The organism is Jiangella alba, assembly GCF_900106035.1.
In the GTDB taxonomy this organism is placed as follows: Bacteria; Actinomycetota; Actinomycetes; order Jiangellales; family Jiangellaceae; genus Jiangella; species Jiangella alba.
Genome location: NZ_FNUC01000003.1, coordinates 334,574 through 352,688 on the forward strand (window position 1 = coordinate 334,574; position 18,115 = coordinate 352,688).

The following is an 18,115-nucleotide window of genomic DNA, read 5'->3' on the forward strand; positions in this document are numbered from 1 at the left end:
TGAGCGGAAGGGTGTCATTCATGCGGACCACGTCCATCGCACCGACGATCACGCCGGCAGTTCACGACGGAGCGCCCGAGGACTCGCGCCACGGCGGGCGGCGGCGGTTCACCCGCCTGGGCAACTACCTGTTCGTCCTGCCCGCGGTGGTGCTCATGGCGGCGATCGTCTACTACAGCATCGCCTACACCGTCTCGTTGAGCACCTACGACACCAACGGGATCAGCCCGCGCCGCACCTTCGTCGGCGTCGAGAACTACCTCAGAGCGTTCGACGATCCGGGCTTCTGGTCGTCCCTGCGCAACATCGGGATCTTCCTCCTGCTGGTCCCCGTGCAGATGGCGCTCGGGTTCGCCTTCGCCGTCGTGGTCTCCTCGGGCCTCCGTGCCGCGATCTGGTACAAGATCGTCCTGTTCCTGCCGGTCGTGCTCGCGCCCGCCATCATGGCGCCGGTCTTCGTGCAGTCGTTCGCGCCCGGCGGGCCGGTCAACGACCTCCTCACGGGCGTCGGGCTCGGCGGGTTCGCCAAGGCGTGGCTCGCCGACCCGGACACCGCGATCGGGGTCCTCGGGCTGATCTTCATCTGGGGCGGGACCGGCTTCAGTTTCGTCATCTACCTGGCCGGCCTCAGCCAGATCGATCGGCAGGTGATCGAGGCCGCGCGCATCGACGGCGCGGGCAACCTCCGCGTCCTGGCCTCGGTCGTGCTGCCGATGCTGAAGGGATCCAGCGTGACGCTCGTCGTGCTCGGCACGATCGGCACCATCAAGACGTTCGACATCCCGCAGATCATCACCCAGGGCGGGCCGGCCAACTCCACGCAGTTCCTCGCCACGTACATCTACCAGCAGAGCGTCAAGAACTACGCGGCCGGCTACGGCGCCGCGATGACGGTGCTGCTGGTCGTGGCCTGCCTCTTCCTCGCCGCGGTCCAACTGCGGCTCGCCCGCCGAGGTGACGCATGATCGAGCTTCGCCGCACCGGCGCCCGGGCCGTGCTCCAGGCCGTGACGACGTTCGCCATCGTCCCGTTCCTGGCGCCGTTCGTCGTCATGCTCGGGGTCGCGAGCTCGGGCGAGGGCGCCGTCGCGAACTTCGGGGCCGTCCTCGATCGTCCCGAGCTGACCCGGTTCGCGCTGAACAGCGCCGTGATCGCCGCGCTCGTGGTGGTGATCACCTACGTGTGCACGATGACCGCCGCCTACGCGCTCGCCAAGCTCCGCATCCGCGCGCGAGAGCCCATCTTCTACTTCCTCGTCGCCGCGTTGACGCTGCCGACGGCCGCGTTGACGGTGCCGCTGTTCATCACCGTGCGGTCGCTCGGGCTCTACAACAACCCGCTCTCGGTGATCCTGCCGCTCGCGGCGCTGCAGATCTCGTTCAACGTCCTGCTGGCCCGGCAGTTCATCCGTGGCATCCCGGACGAGCTGCTCGAGGCGGCCGACCTCGACGGCGCCTCGGCGTTCGGTGCGTTCAGGCACGTCATTCTGCCGCTGTCGCGGCCGATCACGGCCGTGATCCTCATCTGGTCGTTCGTCGGCGCGTGGAACGAGTACCTGCTCCCGCTGATCTTCCTCCAGGACACGAGCCAGCAGACGCTGACGCTGCTGCCGTCCTACTTCGCGTCGCAGTTCTCCGCCGATCAGACGAAGATCTTCGCGGCGTCGTGCCTCATCGCGCTGCCCACGGTGATCTGCTACATCGCGTTCCAGCGGTACTTCGAGCGCGGCCTGACGGCGGGTGCGCTGAAGTGACTGCCGCCATCGGCCGTGCGGGCCGGATCCGTGATCCCGAACGGCTATCGTTCTCTGCACGAGGAGGGGCTCGACCATGACCCGCACCACCGACACGGACCCGCCCGGACTGAGAGAGGTCGCCGCTGCCGCAGGCGTCTCCGTCACCACCGTGTCGAACGTGCTCAACTCCACCGGGCGCTACTCGGAACGGACCCGGGAGCGGGTGGAGGAGGCGATCAGCTCCCTCGGCTTCGTGCGCAACCGGTCCGCCTTCGAGTTGCGCACCAAGGCGCGGACGATCATCGGCCTGCTGGTGCCCGACCTCTCGAACTCCTTCTTCGCCCGGCTGGCGCGGGGGGTCATCCAGAGCGCCGCCGAGAAGAACCGGCTCGTCGTCGTGTCCGACAGCGCCAACGATGCGCAGCGCCAGGTCGAGAACCTCGACTCGTTGTCAGAGCTGCAGGTGAACGACCTCATCGTGCTTCCCGTCGACGGCGCCGACGACCTCCTGGAACGCTGGCGCCCGCACCCGCTCACCGCCGCCGTGCTGGTGGCGAACTCGGTGCCCGCCGACTTCTGCTCGGTGGCCGTCGACGACGAGCAGGGCGGGTATCTCGCCGCCCGGCACCTCATCGACCAGGGACGGCGCCGGCTCGTCTTCGTCGCCCCTCGCACGCGATCGTCGGTGCTGTCGGCCCGCTTCCGCGGCGCGAGCCAGGCGGCGGAGCACTTCGACGCGGCCGTCGAATGGCGCGAGATCGCCCGTCCGGACGTCCAGGCAGGCGTCGCCGCGGCGCGGCGCCTGGTCGACGAGGGCGTGGAGTTCGACGGCGTCCTCGGCGTGAACGACCTGGTCGCCATCGGCATGCTGCGGGCCTTCCGGGAGCACTCGGTGACGGTGCCCGACCAGGTCGCGGTGGTCGGTTACGACGATCTCGAGCGGGCCCAGGACCTGCCGATACCGCTCACCTCGGTGCGCCAGCCGACGCTCGAGATCGGCCGTCTCGCGCTGCGGATGCTCCTGGGCGAGCGCACGGAGGCGAAGCACGAACACCGTCATCATCGGCTCGCGCCCGAACTCGTCGCGCGCGCCTCCACGGTCGCTGCCTGAGCCTGACCACGCGCGGCCGCGCGACGAGGCGTTGACAACGGAGGGCGCCCTTAGGCACACTGCACGCAGACGTTGATGAAACGTTACATCACGGCAGTAATCACCCCCTCGGAAGCGACGAGAGTCGACGAAGGAGTCGAGCCGAATGCCCAGTGATCAAACGTTCCATCATGCGCCCGCCGTCACACGCGTCGGGCGCCGCCGGGTCCGGCGCGTCACGGGCGTGCTCGTCGCGATGGCGGTCGCGTTCGTGGGCGCGGCCCCGGCGCAGGCCGCGGAGATCGTGGTCGTCGACACCTGGGACTACCCGGCCGACCTGCACGACCCGGCGACGACCTCGCTCGGCCAGACCTTCGACGTCCCGGCCGGCGCCGCGCCGGTCGACACCGTGGGTGGCGTGTTCGCCACCTACGGCAGCACGACGTCCGGCGTCACCCTGACGCTCCGTGCGGCGGGGCCGGGCGGCGCGATCGTCGGCACTGAGGTGTTCGTGAACCTCACCGACAACGCCTGGGTCGAGCTCACCCTCGACGCGCCGCTGGAACCGGGCAGCTACTCCCTCGAGGCGACCGACCCGGTGGGCCCGGTCGCCTGGTGGAGCAACACCGCCGACCTGTACGCGGCGGGGTCCGCCCAGCTCGACGGTGCCGCGGTCGCCGGGGACCGCACCATCCTCGTCCGCAAGACCATGCCGGCGCCGCCAGCCTCCGCCGTCGTCGACATCGCCCACCGCGGCGCGTCCGGCGTGGCGCCGGAGAACACCGTCGCGGCGGTCGAGCGCGCGGTGGAGCAGCGTGCCGGCTTCGTCGAGGTCGACGTGCAGCGCACCGCCGACGGCGAGCTGGTGGTCCTGCACGACACCATGCTGGCTCGGACGACGAATGCGGAAGCCGTCTTCCCGGACCGCGCGCCGTGGAACGTCGCCGACTTCACGCTGGCCGAGATCAGGCAGCTCGACGCCGGCTCCTGGTTCTCGGCGGATTTCGCCGGTGAGCCGATTCCGACCCTGCGCGAGGTCGTCGACGCGCTCGGCCCGCGCACCGGCCTGCTGCTCGAGCTCAAGCGTCCCGATCTCTACCCGGGCATCGAGGCGCAGATCCACGCGGAGCTGTCCGCGGTGCGCGGCTACCTGAACCGGTCGCTGCGTACCGGCCGTCTGGTGGTCCAGTCCTTCGACGCCGCCTCGATGCGCACGTACCACGAGGTGGCTCCGGAGGTGCCGATCGGCCTGCTCTACAGCTCACCGCCCACGCATGACGAGTTGCTCGCGGCGAGCGTCTGGGTCGACCAGATCAACATGGCCTTCACCGTGACCGATCGGCGGCTGGTGGATCGGATCCATGCGCTCGGGCTGACCGTCAGCGTCTGGACCCTCGACACCGAGCAGCTCATGCGGCAGTTCCTCGACCTCGGGGTCGACGGCATCATCACGGACCACCCGGACCTGCTCCGGGACATCTTGAACCGCTAGACGCCATCCAGCGAATCGACGAAGGAGACGAGTCGCATGCGCAGTGATCGAACGTTTCACCATCCGCTCGCGAGGCGGACCCGTGGTGGCCGGCGCGGCCGGGAGAGGGTCGCCGCGCTCGCCGCGGGTGCGCTCGTAGCCGTGAGCGCCCTCGCCGCCGGCATCGCGCCGGCCCAAGCCGGCGAGGTGCTCCGGGTCGGCAGCTGGGACTACCCCGCCGACCTGCACGACCTGGCGACCGACTCGCTGGGGCAGACCTTCGAGCTCCCGGCGGGCGCCGAGCTCGTCGACACGGTGGGCGGCGTCTTCGCCAACTACGGTCAGACCGGATCGGGGCTCACGCTGACGCTGCGGGCCACCGGGCCGGGTGGGACCGTCCTCGACACCGAGGTCTTCACGAACATCCGCGACAACGCCTGGGTCGAGCTCAGCCTCGACGCGCCCCTGGGCCCGGGCACCTACTATCTGGAGGCCACCGACGCGGTGGGCCTCGTCGCGTGGTGGAGCAACACCCCGAACGTGTACGCGGGCGGAACGGCCTACGAGGACGGCGCACCGGTGGCCGGCGACCGCACCGTCGTCGCCCGCAACACCGTCCCCGTGCCCGTCGACCCGCCGGTCGCCCAGCCCGGCTTCACCGACGGTGTGGCGAACGGGATGACCTTCGAGTCAGAGGGCTTCACGCTGCGCCGCGACGATCTCAGCGGGTTCTCCTACGACTACGCGCCGTCGGTGATCGTGGAGGACGGCGTCGAGAAGATGTGGTGGTGCGGCCACAACGTCAACGGTGACGGGGTCTACTACTCGCAGCGCGACCAGCCGGACGGCGCCTGGTCCGAGCCCGACCTCGTGCTCTCGGCGGACCGCGCGTGGGAGGTCGTCCACGTCTGCGACCCCAGCGTGATCCGCGGCTCCTTCTCCGTCGACGGCGTCGGCTACTCGTACCTGATGTACTACGGCGCGGCCGACCTCTCCGGGCAGAACACCAAGCTCGGCGTGGCCTACAGCAACGACGGCGTCACCTGGGTGAAGCACTCGGACGAGGCGCTGCTGGAAGAGCCGGGCATGATCTTCGACTACGGCGTCGGCATGCCGGCCCTGTTCACCATGGACGGCGACGTGTACGTGGCGTACTACGACACCGGCCGCAACAGCGCCCCGATCGTGCGGGCGGTCAACGCCGACGGCACGCTCGGCGCCGACGTGTTCATGCTGGCGCTGTCCGGCGGTGACACGTTCGCCGATCTCGCCTTCTCGCCCGCGGAGCAGGTCTGGTACGCCACGACGAAGTCGCAGCTTCCCGGCCTCAGCGACGAGGAGACCTACGTCTACCGGTCCCGCACCGCCGATCTGCGCACGACGGACTGGGTGTTCCTCGGGATGGCCGGCGAGTGGCTGACCGGCTTCCCGCGCAACCACAACGCCGGCTGGTATCGCACCGCGGACGGCAGCCTCTACGAGCCCGGCGGCGTCAAGCGGCTCGTCTTCGGCGCGCAGGACGGTGGCCAGGGCACGACCGATCCGGACAAATGGGACCTCGCGACGGTCGCGGTCTCGGGCACGCCCGACGCCGCGCCCGCGCCCGGCGCGCTCGCGCTCAGCACGCCGGCGGACGCGTCGGCGGTCGACCCGCTCGACGTGAACGGGTTCTCCTGGTCCGCGTCCGCGGGCGCGACCAGCTATGTGCTGAAGGTCGGGACGGACCCCTCGCTCAGCAGCGACACCGTGGAGCTGAGCACGACCGTGCACGCGACGTCCGCCGCCGGTCTCGACCCGCGGTTCGCCACCGGCAGCATGACCCAGCGGATGAGCCTGCAGCCGGACACGACCTACTACTGGAGCGTCACCGCGGTCTCGCCCGGCGGGGTCGCCGAGGCCACGGACGGGCCGTTCAGCTTCCGCACCACGCCGTCGTACGCCCTCGACCTGGACGCCGGCAGCTACGTCCACTGGAGCACGCTCGGGGATGCCCGGTTCACGCCGGGCCCTGTGGCGTTGCTGGAGCTGCCGACCGCGGCGAGCGGGCTGCGCACCGGCGCGGACTACAACCCGCTGCGGGCGGACCTGTCCGGACTGGACGGGTTCGAGTTCACCTTCGCCGGCGGTTCGGACCCTGGCGGGCTGGGGGACCTGGTGCTGACGTACAAGCTGCAGTCCGATGCCCGGGACGAGCCGGCGCACACGGTGACAGCGGACATCGCCGCCGGCCTCGACGGCGACGTCCTCACCGTCGACATGACCGGGCAGCCCGGCTGGGGTGTGGCCGGTGAGCGCATCGCCCTGCTCACGATCCAGTCGAGCGCGCCCGGCACCCTCCAGCTCGCCGGGCTGCGCCTCACCGCCACCTGCGAAGGCGGTCCGGCGACGATCGTCTTCGGCGGCCAGGACTCCGGTGTGCCGAACTACGACCGCGGCGACCGCTGCACCTTCACGGGTCTCGTGGCCGCGGGCGGGCCGTACGCTGGCCACGGGGCGCTCGTCCGCGCGGTCCGTGTGCTGACGGAGGCGTGGCGTGCCGAGGGCCTGTTCACCCGTGCGGAGGCCCAGCGCGTCCAGGTGGCGGCCAGCCGGTCGAACCTCGGCGGCTGATCCGGGCCGGCAGGGGGCCGTGGTCGCGGCCCCCTGCCAGCTGGCGGCGTCGTTTGACCGTTCCTCCCGCGGGTACGCGGAGGCGAGAGCCACCGCGCGCGTCAGAGGAGTCACGATGATGCAGGCAGAACACTGGACCGTCGAGCTCGTCATCGAGGAGCACCAGGACGACCGGACGACTCATGCCGAGGCGCGGCTGCAAGCGCCGCGACGGCCGGCGCTGGCCGGGGTCGGGCGGGCGCGACGCAACCCGGACGACCCGGAGGTGCCGCGCATCGGCGACGAGCTGGCCGTCGCGCGGGCCCTGGCCGACCTCGCGCACCAACTCCTCGAGGTCGCGGCCGGCGACATCGAGGTGGCCAGCCGCAAGGAGGCCCAGCCGCAGCAGTAGGGCCGGCCCCGCCGCCTCGGTGCGGGCACGCATCATGGACCTGCCATGGGTGCCGAACGCGAACCGAGGTGACGATGGACCCGGACGGTCTCATCAGCAGGATCCGCCAGGTGCTGCACGACGATCCGCGGGTGCTGGCCGCGTGGCTGAGCGGCAGCCGAGGACGGGGCACCGCCGATCGCCACAGCGACACGGACGTGTGGGTGGTGGTGTCCGCCGACGACGTGCCGGGATTCGTCGAGGACTGGCCGGCGACCTGCGGGCGCATCTCGCCGACGGTGCTGTGCCAGCAGGTCGGCGGTGGGCCGGTGTTCACCGCCATCACGCCGCAGTGGCTGCGCTTCGACGTCGCCGTCGGCACACCGGAGGACGTCGCCGGGCGCAGCAGGGCGACGCTCGCGCCGCTGTTCGACCGTGCGGGCCTGAACGAGCGGTTGCGGCCCGCCGGCCGGCCGCTGCCACCCGACCCCGGCCGGGTGAGCGCCCTGACCACCGAGTTCCTCCGCGTCCTGGGGCTGTTGCCGGTCGTGCTCGGGCGGCACGAGTACGTGGTCGCCGCGTCGGGCGCCGGGCTGCTGCGGCAGTTGCTGATCCAGCTGCTGCTGGAGGACGTCGCCGTCGAGGACCGCGGCGGGGCGCTGCGCCTGGCCGGGCTGCTGCCGCCCGGCCGACTGCGGATGCTCGCCGCGTTGCCGCCGGTCGAGGCGACCCGGGCGTCCGCCGTGGCCGTCCACCTCGAGTGCGCCCGCGCGTTCCTGCCGCTCGCCAGGGACCTGCACGACCGGTGCGGGCTGACCTGGCCCGCCGACCTCGACGACGCGCTGCGCCGGCACCTGCGGGCCGAGCTCGGCCTGGAGCTCACCTGACCCCCTGCCGTGATCAAAGACCGGACCATTAAGCCGCATTCCCACCATCGGTGAACGGTTGCTAGAGTGAGCAGCCGCATACATCGGATGTCTAAGGGGTTGGGATGCGTCCTCTCGTCACCGGGCTGAGCACGTTCGACGTTCGCTTCCCGACCTCGCGGCACCTCGACGGCTCCGACGCGATGAATCCTGACCCGGACTACTCGGCGGCGTACGTCGTGCTGCGCACGGACGACGAGAGCCTGGCGGGCCACGGGTTCGCGTTCACCATCGGGCGCGGGACCGAGGTCGTCGTGGCGGCGATCCGGGCGCTGGAGCCGCTGGTGACCGGCCTGCCGGTGGACGACGTCGTCGGCGACCTCGGCGGGTTCGCGCGGCGTCTCACGAGCGACAGTCAGCTGCGCTGGCTGGGCCCGGACAAGGGGGTCGTCGCGATGGCTGCCGGCGCGGTGGTGAACGCGGCGTGGGACCTGGCCGGCAAGCGGGCGGGGGAGCCGGTGTGGCGGCTGCTCGCCGGGATGACGCCGGAGCAGATCGTGGACCTCGTCGACTTCCGGTACATCGACGACGCGCTCAGCCGCGACGAGGCGCTGGCGATCCTCCGCGCCGCCGAGCCGGGCCGGGCCGAGCGGGCGGCGCGGCTGACGGCGTCCGGCTACCCGGCGTACACGACGTCGCCGGGCTGGCTCGGCTACGACGACGAGAAGCTCGTGCGGCTCTCCAAGCAGGCCGTCGCCGACGGGTTCACCCAGATCAAGCTGAAGGTCGGCGCCGACGCCGGCGACGACGTGCGCCGGCTGCGGCTGGCCCGCGAGGCGGTCGGCCCGGGCGTCCGCATCGCGATCGACGCGAACCAGCGGTGGGGCGTCGACGAGGCGATCGGCGCGGTCCGCCGGCTGGCCCCGTTCCAGCCGTGGTGGATCGAGGAGCCGACCAGCCCCGACGACATCCTGGGGCACGCCGCGGTCCGGCGCGGCGTCGCGCCCGTGCGGGTCGCGACCGGCGAGCACGTCGCGAACCGGGTCGTGTTCAAGCAGCTCCTGCAGGCCGGAGCGGTCGACGTCGTGCAGATCGACGCCTGCCGGGTCGCCGGGGTGAACGAGAACGTCGCGATCCTCCTGCTGGCGGCGAAGTTCGGCGCCGCGGTGTGCCCGCACGCCGGCGGCGTCGGGTTGTGCGAGGCGGTGCAGCATCTCTCGATGTTCGACTACGTCGCGGTCAGCGGGCGGCTCGACGACCGCGCCATCGAGTACGTCGACCACCTGCACGAGCACTTCGCAGACCCGGTCCGCATCGCCGGTGGCCGCTACCTGGCGCCGACGGCTCCCGGCATGTCCACCGAACTGCTGCCGGACTCCCTGACGGCGCACCACTTCCCCGACGGCCCCGCGTGGTCGCGCCCGGCCGAGCGGTAGGCGCACCCATGGCGGTGACCGACGAGGCCATCGAGAAGATCAAGCAGATGATCGTGGCCGGTGAGCTGCGGCCGGGCGACCGGCTGCCGAGGGAGGCCGACCTCTCCGGCCGGCTGGGGCTCTCGCGCAGCTCGCTGCGCGAGGCGGTCAAGGCGCTCACGCTGATCAACGTGCTGAACGTCCGCCAGGGCGACGGCACCTACGTGACGAGTCTCGAGCCGGCGCTGCTGCTGGAGTCGCTGAGCTTCGTGGTGGATCTGCACCGCGACGACACCGTCCTGCAGTTCTTCGAGGTGCGCCGGCTGCTCGAGCCGGCCGCCACGGCGCTCGCCGCCCAGCGCATGGGCAGCGACGAGATCGCCGAGCTGAGGTGCCTGCTCGACCGGCTCGGCGACAGCCCCACGGTCGACGACCTGGTCGCCAACGACCTCGAGTTCCACCGGCGCATCGTCGCCGGGGCCGGCAATCCCGTGCTCGCGTCGATGGTGGACACCGTCTCGGCCACCACCCAGCGGGCCCGCATCTGGCGCGGGCTGACGCAGGCCGACGCCGTGGCGGCGACCCTGCGCGAGCACCGGGCCATCGCCGCCAGCCTGGCGGCCCGCGATCCGGACGGCGCCCGAGCCTGGGCGACGGTGCACATCGGCGGCGTAGAGCGCTGGCTCACGTCGGCCATACCTCCGACGGCTGGCGTGGGTCCATCCACGCTGGACGCAATACGTCCTACCTAAGAGACAGCGCTTTCCTGCTCACGTTTCAGATATGTGCTGATCAGAGCCATCTGCATGGTTGACAGCACTTGGCGGCAACGATAACTTGCCGGTTAATGATCCGATGTTTGTACAAGGGAGTGCACGTGCCAGCAGAGCCATCGGGAGGTCGCACGCCGGTGCTGCGCGCGACCGGCATCGTCAAGTCCTTCGGCCATGTCGAGGCGCTGCGCGAGGCGGCGTTCGAGGTGTACCCCGGCGAGATCACCGCCCTGATCGGTGACAACGGCGCGGGGAAGAGCACCCTGGTGAAGGTCTTGTCAGGCGTCATGCAGCCCGACGGCGGCAGCATCGAGGTCGACGGGACGCCCGTGCAGTTCGGCAGCCCGCAGGACGCCGCCGAGCACGGCATCGGCACGGTCTACCAGGACCTCGCGCTCGCGCCGGACCTGAGCCCGGCCGCGAACTTCTTCATCGGCCGCGAGCTGCTGCGTCCCGGACTCCTCGGCCGGCTCGGCTGGCTGGACGCCGGGGCGATGAACCGCCGCACGGCGCAGGAGCTGCAGCGCCTGGGTGTCGAGCTCAAGGACCTCAACGCCCCGGTGGCGTCGTTGTCGGGTGGCCAGCGGCAGAGCGTGGCGATCTCCCGCGCGGTGGCGTGGGCCGAGCGGGTCGTCTTCATGGACGAGCCGACCGCCGCGCTGGGTGTCGTCCAGACCGAGCGGGTCATGCGGCTCATCACCCGGGTGCGCGAGCAGGGGATCGCGGTCGTCCTGATCAGTCACAACATGCCGCAGGTCGTCGAGCTGGCCGACCGTGTGCAGGTGCTGCGGCTCGGCAGCCGCGTGGCGACCTACGAGCGTGGTCAGGCCGACGAGCACCTGCTGGTCGCCGCCATGACGGGCGCCGTCAACCAGGAGGTCCGATGACCGCGCTCCCGCTGGTGTCCCGCGTGCAGCTGCGCCGCCTGGCCGTGTCGAGCACGCTGTACCTCGCTGTCGCCCTGGCGGTGCTGATCGCCGTGTTCACCGCGCTCGAGCCCGACGCGTTCGGGTCCGCCTACAACGTGCGCACGGTCCTGACCGGCGCGTCGATCCTGCTGGTGATGGCGGTCGGCGCCACCTTCGTCATCGCGACCGCCGGCATCGACCTCTCGGTCGGCGCGGTGCTGGTCTTCTCCGGCGTGGTCGCCGTCAAGGTGATGGACGCGTTCGGCGGCTCGGGCTGGGGCGCCGTCGGCGCCGGATTCGTCACGGCGCTGGCCGCCGGGGGCGCCTGGGGGCTGCTCAACGGGCTGCTCGTCACCAAGGCGCGCATCCCGGCCCTGATCGCGACGCTGGGCACGCTGGGCATGGCGCTAGGCCTCGCCCAGGTGATCACCGGCGGCAACGACCTCGGCGGGGTGCCGGGGGAGCTGGTGACGACGGTGGGTCAGGGCCGGTTGTTCGGCGCCGTCCCGTGGCTCGTCGTCGCGGCCGTCGTGGTGACGGCCCTGGCCGCGTTCGCGCTGGCGAAGACCCGGTTCGGCCGGTACACGCTGACCATCGGGTCGAACCACGAGGCGGCCCGCCGCTCGGGCGTGCGGGTCGACCGGCACGTGCTCAAGGTGTACGCGCTGGCCGGCCTGCTCGCGGGGTTCGCCGGCTTCCTCAGCCTCGCCCGGTTCGCCAGCACCACCATCGCCGGGCACGGCACCGACAACCTGCAGGCGATCACCGCCGTGGTCCTCGGCGGCACCAGCCTCTTCGGTGGCGTCGCCACCGTCATCGGCACCGTCATCGGTGTCTTCATCCCGGCCGTTCTGCAGAACGGCTTCGTGATCCTCGGCGTCAAGCCGTTCTGGCAGCAGGTCGCGATCGGCGCCGTGCTCGTCGCGGCCGTGTACCTCGACCAGCTGCGCCGACGTGCCCGGCAGCGGCACTGACACGCGATTCCCGACCGACGAAGCGCGGGCCACGTGCCCGCCCAGATGGAAGTGAGCCTGTCATGAAGAAGATCGTCACGGCCGGACTGGCCGGCGCCCTGGTGCTCTTCCTGGCCGCCTGCGGCGACGACGACGGCGGCGGCGCCACCGCGGAGGGCGACGGCGGGTACGAGGTGGTGTACGTGCAGGGCGTCACCGGCAACCCGTTCTTCACCTCGGTGACGTGCGGCGCCGAGGCGGCCGCCGCGGACCTCGGCGTGGACTTCAGCTACCAGGGCGGCAAGGACTACAGCGCCGAGGCGCAGACGCCGGTCCTGCAGGCGGTCATCGCCCAGCAGCCCGACGGCATCATCGTCTCGCCCATGGCCGGTGAGGCCATGATGCCGACGCTGACCGAGGCCCAGAGCGCAGGCATCGAGCTCGTCTTCGTCGACACCACGGCGGAGGACCAGTCGATGGCGGCGTCGTTCGTGGCGTCGGACAACGTCGAGGGCGGGCGCTTCGCGGCGGAGCAGACCGCCGAGCTCCTCGGTGGCAGCGGCAAGGTGCTCGTCCTCGGCGCGACCCCCGGCATCTCCACGACCGACGCCAGGGTCGAGGGCTTCGTCGAGACGATGGAGAGCGAGTACCCCGACATCGAGGTGCTGGAGACCCAGTACTCCGGCAGCACGCCCGCCGGTGCCACGGACAAGCTGTCCGCGGTGCTGTCGGCCAACCCGGACCTCGCGGCGGTCTTCGCGGTCAGCACCCAGGAGGTCGAGGGCGCGATCGTCGCGCTGGAGCAGGCCGACGCGGTCGGCACCGTCCAGCTGGTCGGCTTCGACACCTCCGACCCGATCGTCGAGGCGATCGAGGCGGGGTCGGTGCAGGGCGTCGTCGTGCAGAAGCCGCTCGACATGGGTCGTCAGGCGATGGAGCAGATGGTCAAGGCCCTGGACGGCGAGGCCACCGAAGCGCAGATCGAGACCGACTACGTCTTCCTGACCCAGGAGACGCTCGGTGACGAGGACGTCACGCAGTACATCTACCGCAACGAGTGCTGAGCGGGACCGGGACCGAACCGACATGGACGACGTGCAAGGAGGCACCATGATCCAGCGGAGCGACAGCGTGGTTTCCCCGAATGGAGCGGCAGCTCGAGGCGTCAGCCGGCGGCGGTTCGTCCAGGCACTCGGCCTGGGCGCGGTGGCCAGCATGGTGCCGTTGCACCAGTTGCGGGCCGCGGCCGCCGAGGCCGGGGTCGCGCTGGACGACTGGACCCTCGTCCCCGAGGACAAGGCGATCCCGCAGCGGTGGCTGGACACCCTCACCGTCCGCGGCGAGGAGCGGGTGCTCGCCGCCGACGAGCTGGCCTGGGCCGGTCTGCCCGTCGGCGGCATCGGCTGCGGTCAGGTGTACCTCGGCGGTGACGGCCGGCTGTGGCGCTGGGACGTCGACAACCGCATCAGTCCGTACAACGACAACGGCCGCCACTACGCCGAGCCCATGCAGCCGGAGTCGCCGTTCCAGACGGCCGTCGCCCTGCGCACCCGGGTCGGCACCACCGTGGACACCCGCTGGCTGGACGGGCGGCAGTTCGCCGACGTGGGCTTCCGCGGCCGGTATCCGCTCGGCGTCGTCGAGCTCGACGACCCCGCGAGCCCGGTCCGCGCCACGCTGACCGCCTACTCGCCGTTCGTGGCGCTGGACGAGGACTCCAGCTCGCATCCGGTGACGGTCATGGAGTACCGGCTCACCAACACGCTGCGACGCGCCGTCAAGGCCGAGCTGGCGGTCATGGCCGAGAACCCCGTCGGGCTCTCGGCGCGGCAGAACCGGCGGGTCCGGTTCACCGCGGACGGCTTCGGCGCCGACGGTCTCGCCGGGGTGGCGTTCCGGGCCGACGACGCGCCCAGCGATCCCTCCGGCGGGCGGCCGGACCGCCTGATCGCGGACTGGGAGGACGGCACCTACGGCGGCTGGACCGCCACCGGGACCGCGTTCGGCGACAGCCCCGTGCGCGCCGACCAACTGCCCGACTACACCGTCGACGTCAACACCCAGGGCGACTACCTGGTCTTCAGCCACAACCCCCGGGTCGACGGCGACTACAACGTCCGCGACGGGCTGCGCGGAACGCTCACCAGCCCGGCGTTCACCATCGACCGCCTGGGCCTGCGGGTGCTCATCGGCGGCGGCGCGTACGCCGGGCGCACCTGCCTGAACGTCGTGGTCGACGGCGAGGTCGTCGCGACGGCCACCGGCGCGGGCGGCAACACCATCGTCGCGCGCACGCTCGACCTCTCCGCCTACGAGGGCCGCGAGGCCACCATCGTGCTGGTCGACGACGCGGGCGGCGCGTACGCCTACGTGAGCGTCGACGGCATCTGGCTGACCGACGCCGTCGACGTCGTGTTCGAGGACTGGGAGAAGGAGACCTACGCGGGCTGGACCGTCGAGGGCACCGCCTTCGGCCAGGGCCCGATCGCCGTCGCCGACATCCCGTCCTACCAGGGCAACGTCAACGCCGTCGGCAGCCGCTGCGTCAACTCGCACGCGTCGGCGCCCGGGAGCAACACCTCCGCCAAGGACGCCGCCACCGGGCGGCTGACCAGCGACCCGTTCACCGTCACCCACCCCAACCTGCGGTTCCGCATCGGTGGCGGCAACCATCCCGGGCAGACCGGCCTGCAGGTCGTCGTCGGCGGCGAGGTCGTGGCCGAGGCGACCGGCGCCAACTCCAACGCCATGCAGGAGCGCACCCTCGGTCTGTGGCGCTGGCTGGGCCAGCAGGCGCAGATCGTGATCCTCGACGAGGTCACCGGCGGCTGGGGCAACGTCGGCGTCGACCAGATCGTGTTCGCCCAGAGCACGGGCGACACCCGGCCGCTGCGCGAGCTCCCCGACCACGGCACCTTCGCCATCGCGGCCGGCGTGCCGTGGACCGACGGCGACCCGCGGATCGAGGACGAGTGGCTCGACCTGGAGACCATCGGCCGGGTGCGGCCGTCCGTCGCGGCCTGGCACACCCCAGAGGCGCTGTTCGACGCGCCAGACGCCCCGGCGGAGCTCGACGACGGCCCGCAGGCCGGCGTGATGAGCATCCGCCTGAACCTGCGGCCGCTGGAGACGCAGTCGGTGCGCGTCTACCTCGGCTGGCACTTCCCCGCGACGACCGGCCTGGGCTTCCTCCAGACGTCCGAGCGGCGGTGGTACGGCGCCGTGCACGACGACGCCGCGGCCGCCGTGCAGGCCGTCCACGGCGACATCGACCGGCTGTCCGCGGCGACCAAGGGCTGGGCCGCGGCGTGGTACGACGAGTCGACGCTGCCGTGGTGGCTGCTGGAACGCGTGGGGACGGGCCTCGCCACCCTGGCGACGTCCACCACCTACCGGCTCGACGACGGCCGCTTCTACGGCTGGGAGGGCATCTACTGCTGCGCCGGCACCTGCACCCACGTGTGGCACTACGCCCAGGCCGTCGGCCGGGTGTTCCCGGGCCTGGAGCGCGACACCCGCGAACGGGTCGACCTCGGCGTCGGCTTCCGCGCCAGCGGCGAGATCGGCATGCGCGCCGAGGCCGACCGCGGCTGGGCGGCGGACGGGCAGGCCGGCACCGTCCTGCGCATCTACCGCGAGCACCAGATGAGCGAGGACGACACCTGGCTGCGCGGCGTGTGGCCCAAGGTCCGCACGTCGATCGAGTGGATGATCCAGCACGACGCCGGCGCCGACGGTGTGCTCGACGGCGGCCAGCCGAACACCCTGGACGCCACCTGGTACGGGCGGATCGCCTGGATCTCGGGGCTGTACGTGGCGGCGCTGCGTGCGGGCGAGGCGATGGCCCGCGAGCTGGGCGACGACGCCTTCGCCGAGCAGTGCGCGGCGCTGGCGCAGAGCGGCACCGAGACGATCCAGCGGGACCTGTGGAACGGCGAGTGGTTCATCCACGAACGCGACCTCAGCCATCCGGACTCGGTGAACACCAACCGCGGCGTGCACATCGACCAGGTGCTCGGCCAGAGCTGGGCGCACCAGGTCGGGTTGCCGCGGGTGCTGCCGGCCGGCCAGACCACCACCGCGCTCGAGAGCCTGTGGCGCTACAACTTCACCCCGCGCCCGGTCGAGTACCGCGACAACAGCCCGATCGAGGGCGGCCGCACCTACTACGACGCCGACTCCCACGCGCTGCTCATGTGCACCTGGCCGACCGGCGGGGCGGACGAGGTCGGCCGCAACTGGTCGGTCGGGTACTTCAACGAGGCGATGAACGGGTTCGAGTACCAGGCCGCCGGGCACATGGTGGCCGAAGGGCTGGTCGAGAAGGGCCTGCTCGTCACCCGCGCCGTGCACGAGCGGTACCGGCCGGACCGGCGCAACCCGTACAACGAGGTCGAGTGCGGCGACCACTACGCGCGCTCCATGGCGTCGTTCGGCGTCTACCTCACCGTCCTGGGCTACGAGCACCACGGCCCGCGCGACCACTTCGGCTTCGCCCCGGTCATCCAGCAGGACGACTTCAGTGCGGCCTTCACGGCCGCCGGCGGCTGGGGCGTCTACCGGCAGCGCCGCGAGTCGGGCCGTCAGACCAGCGAGCTCGAGGCCCGGTCGGGCCGGCTGCGGGTCGGCACGGTGCGCCTGGACGTGCCCGGTGAGCGGACCACCGCTCACGTGCGCGTCTCCGACGCGGGCCGCCCGGCGTCGGTGCGCCGCGTGCCGGCGCAGGCCCACCGCGACGACGCCGGCCGTCTCGTCGTGGTCCTGGACGCGCCGGTCACGATCGAGGCCGGTCAGCAGCTGGAGGTGATCGCGGGATGACGCCGCACACACCGGTCGTCGGCCTGGTCGGGGGCTTCCTCGGCGCTGGGAAGACGACGCTGCTCGCCGCCATGGCGGCCCGGCTGCGCTCGAACGGCGCGAGCGTGGTGATCGTCACGAACGATCAGGGGACGGAGCTGCTCGACACCGACACCGCGCAGAAGGCCGGCGTGCCGGTCGGCGAGGTGACGGACGGGTGCTTCTGCTGCCGCTTCGACGACCTCGCCGCCGTCATCGACGTCCTGGTCGAGGAACACCGGCCGGACGTCATCCTGGCCGAGGCGGTCGGCAGCTGCACGGACCTGGCCGCCACCGTGGTCCGCCCGCTGCGGGCGGCCTACGGGGCCAAGCTGCGGCTCGCGCCCCTGATGGTGGCCGTCGACCCGCACCGGCTGGTCGAACTGGCCGCGCCGGACCTCGACCGGCAGGCGCTCGAGCTCGGCTGGCTGCTGCACACCCAGCTGGAGGAGGCCGACCGGATCGTCGCGACGAAGGCCGACCTGGCCGCGACGGACGAGCAGGCCGCCGCGCTCGCCGAGATCGCGGCGGACTACGCCGGCACGCCGCTGACCCGGGTGTCGTCGCTGACCGGCGACGGGCTGGACCAGCTCCTGGACGACTGGATCGCGCCGACGGCGCCGGTCGCGTCGCGGGCGCTCACCATCGACTACGAGCGCTACGGCGCGGCCGAGGCGATGCTCGGCTGGGTCGATCGCCGGCTGCGCCTCGACGGCACGGTCGACCCCGACGCATGGCTCGGCGACCTGCTGGTGGCGCTCGACCGCGCGCTGACCCGTCAGGGCGGGCTCGTCGGCCACGTCAAGCTGTCCGCGGGCAGCGGCGAGCGGCGGGCCAAGGGCAGCGTGATCGGGCCGGGCCGGTACAGCGTCGACGAGCGTCACGACGGCGCGGCCGACGGCGCCGACGTGCTGATCAACGCCCGGGTCGAGATGAGCCCCGCCGGCCTCGCCGCCCTGGTGGACGAGTGCGTGCGGCTGGTCTCCACGCGGCACGGCGTCGGCGTCGTCGTCCGGAGCGCGTCGGACAAGGCGCCCGGGTTCCCCCGTCCCACCCATCGCATCCCGGCCAGCGCATGAACGACGAGG

Annotated in this window: 14 protein-coding genes; all 14 read left to right on the forward strand. The window is 71.9% G+C overall.

The window, feature by feature from the left end:
* The first annotated feature begins 20 nt into the window (after positions 1–20).
* The 14 genes from BLV02_RS04260 to BLV02_RS04325 all read left to right on the forward strand — a co-directional run bounded on the left by BLV02_RS04260 (position 21) and on the right by BLV02_RS04325 (position 18,106).
* The gene (locus BLV02_RS04260; RefSeq protein ID WP_083288427.1) at positions 21–965 is read left to right on the forward strand and encodes a carbohydrate ABC transporter permease; all 945 of its coding nucleotides are present in this window, start codon (positions 21–23) and stop codon (positions 963–965) included.
* Entirely contained in the window at positions 962–1,753 is a 792-nt protein-coding gene (locus tag BLV02_RS04265; RefSeq protein ID WP_069110351.1) for a carbohydrate ABC transporter permease, read from the forward strand. The genes BLV02_RS04260 and BLV02_RS04265 overlap by 4 nt, the downstream gene beginning before the upstream one ends.
* A 76-nt stretch (positions 1,754–1,829) precedes the next feature.
* On the forward strand, positions 1,830–2,846 hold the full coding sequence (locus BLV02_RS04270; RefSeq protein ID WP_069110350.1) for a LacI family DNA-binding transcriptional regulator: 1,017 nt from the start codon (positions 1,830–1,832) through the stop codon (positions 2,844–2,846).
* Between the two features lie 145 nt (positions 2,847–2,991).
* Positions 2,992–4,317 (forward strand): glycerophosphodiester phosphodiesterase, encoded by a 1,326-nt coding sequence (locus tag BLV02_RS37040; RefSeq protein ID WP_216094082.1) that lies wholly within the window; start codon positions 2,992–2,994, stop codon positions 4,315–4,317.
* Positions 4,318–4,458: 141 nt separating this feature from the next.
* Complete coding sequence (locus BLV02_RS04280) at positions 4,459–6,906, forward strand: fibronectin type III domain-containing protein (RefSeq protein WP_069110349.1); 2,448 nt, start codon at positions 4,459–4,461, stop codon at positions 6,904–6,906.
* Between the two features lie 118 nt (positions 6,907–7,024).
* Complete coding sequence (locus tag BLV02_RS04285) at positions 7,025–7,297, forward strand: dsRBD fold-containing protein (protein WP_069110706.1); 273 nt, start codon at positions 7,025–7,027, stop codon at positions 7,295–7,297.
* A 74-nt stretch (positions 7,298–7,371) separates the two neighbouring features.
* Positions 7,372–8,163, forward strand: coding sequence for a nucleotidyltransferase domain-containing protein (locus BLV02_RS04290; RefSeq protein WP_069110348.1), 792 nt, complete (start codon positions 7,372–7,374; stop codon positions 8,161–8,163).
* A gap of 104 nt (positions 8,164–8,267) precedes the next feature.
* Complete coding sequence (locus BLV02_RS04295; protein WP_069110347.1) at positions 8,268–9,578, forward strand: enolase C-terminal domain-like protein; 1,311 nt, start codon at positions 8,268–8,270, stop codon at positions 9,576–9,578.
* 8 nt (positions 9,579–9,586) lie between these two features.
* The gene (locus BLV02_RS04300) at positions 9,587–10,309 is read left to right on the forward strand and encodes a FadR/GntR family transcriptional regulator (RefSeq protein WP_069110346.1); all 723 of its coding nucleotides are present in this window, start codon (positions 9,587–9,589) and stop codon (positions 10,307–10,309) included.
* A 95-nt stretch (positions 10,310–10,404) separates the two neighbouring features.
* Positions 10,405–11,217, forward strand: a complete 813-nt coding sequence (locus tag BLV02_RS04305; protein WP_069110345.1) for an ATP-binding cassette domain-containing protein — start codon at positions 10,405–10,407, stop codon at positions 11,215–11,217.
* Entirely contained in the window at positions 11,214–12,212 is a 999-nt protein-coding gene (locus tag BLV02_RS04310) for an ABC transporter permease (RefSeq protein ID WP_069110344.1), read from the forward strand. Before BLV02_RS04305 ends, BLV02_RS04310 begins: the two co-directional genes overlap by 4 nt.
* Positions 12,213–12,274: 62 nt before the next feature.
* Entirely contained in the window at positions 12,275–13,255 is a 981-nt protein-coding gene (locus tag BLV02_RS04315; RefSeq protein ID WP_069110343.1) for an ABC transporter substrate-binding protein, read from the forward strand.
* Positions 13,256–13,301: 46 nt separating this feature from the next.
* Positions 13,302–17,009 (forward strand): GH116 family glycosyl hydrolase, encoded by a 3,708-nt coding sequence (locus BLV02_RS04320; RefSeq protein WP_171906695.1) that lies wholly within the window; start codon positions 13,302–13,304, stop codon positions 17,007–17,009.
* Complete coding sequence (locus BLV02_RS04325) at positions 17,006–18,106, forward strand: GTP-binding protein (protein ID WP_069110341.1); 1,101 nt, start codon at positions 17,006–17,008, stop codon at positions 18,104–18,106. Before BLV02_RS04320 ends, BLV02_RS04325 begins: the two co-directional genes overlap by 4 nt.
* Positions 18,107–18,115: the final 9 nt, after the last annotated feature.